At 73.7% G+C, this 232-nt stretch carries 1 protein-coding gene; it reads left to right on the forward strand.

Features of this window, described 5'->3' with window-relative positions; all coding sequences use genetic code 11:
- A partial coding sequence (locus J0695_RS40255; RefSeq protein ID WP_206969764.1) for a hypothetical protein occupies positions 1-232 on the forward strand: 232 nt, incomplete at both ends.

The raw sequence follows: 232 nt of genomic DNA on the forward strand, positions 1-232 counted from the left end.
CCTCGGCGGAGTGGGCGCGGGCCGCGGACGGGACCTGGACGGCAGCGGGCTCACGTACACGACGCTCGAAAAGGCCCCCGCGGTCCTCCTGGTCGGGTTCGAGTCCGAGGAGGAGGCGCCCGGCGTCTTCCTGCGGCTGCGCAAGGCGCACCGCAAGCACGGCCAGCGCACCTTCTCCCTCGCCACGCACGCAACGCGCGGACTGGAGAAGGCGGGTGGCGTACTGCTCCCC

The organism is Streptomyces beijiangensis (assembly GCF_017315755.1).
Lineage (GTDB): Bacteria > Actinomycetota > Actinomycetes > Streptomycetales > Streptomycetaceae > Streptomyces > Streptomyces beijiangensis.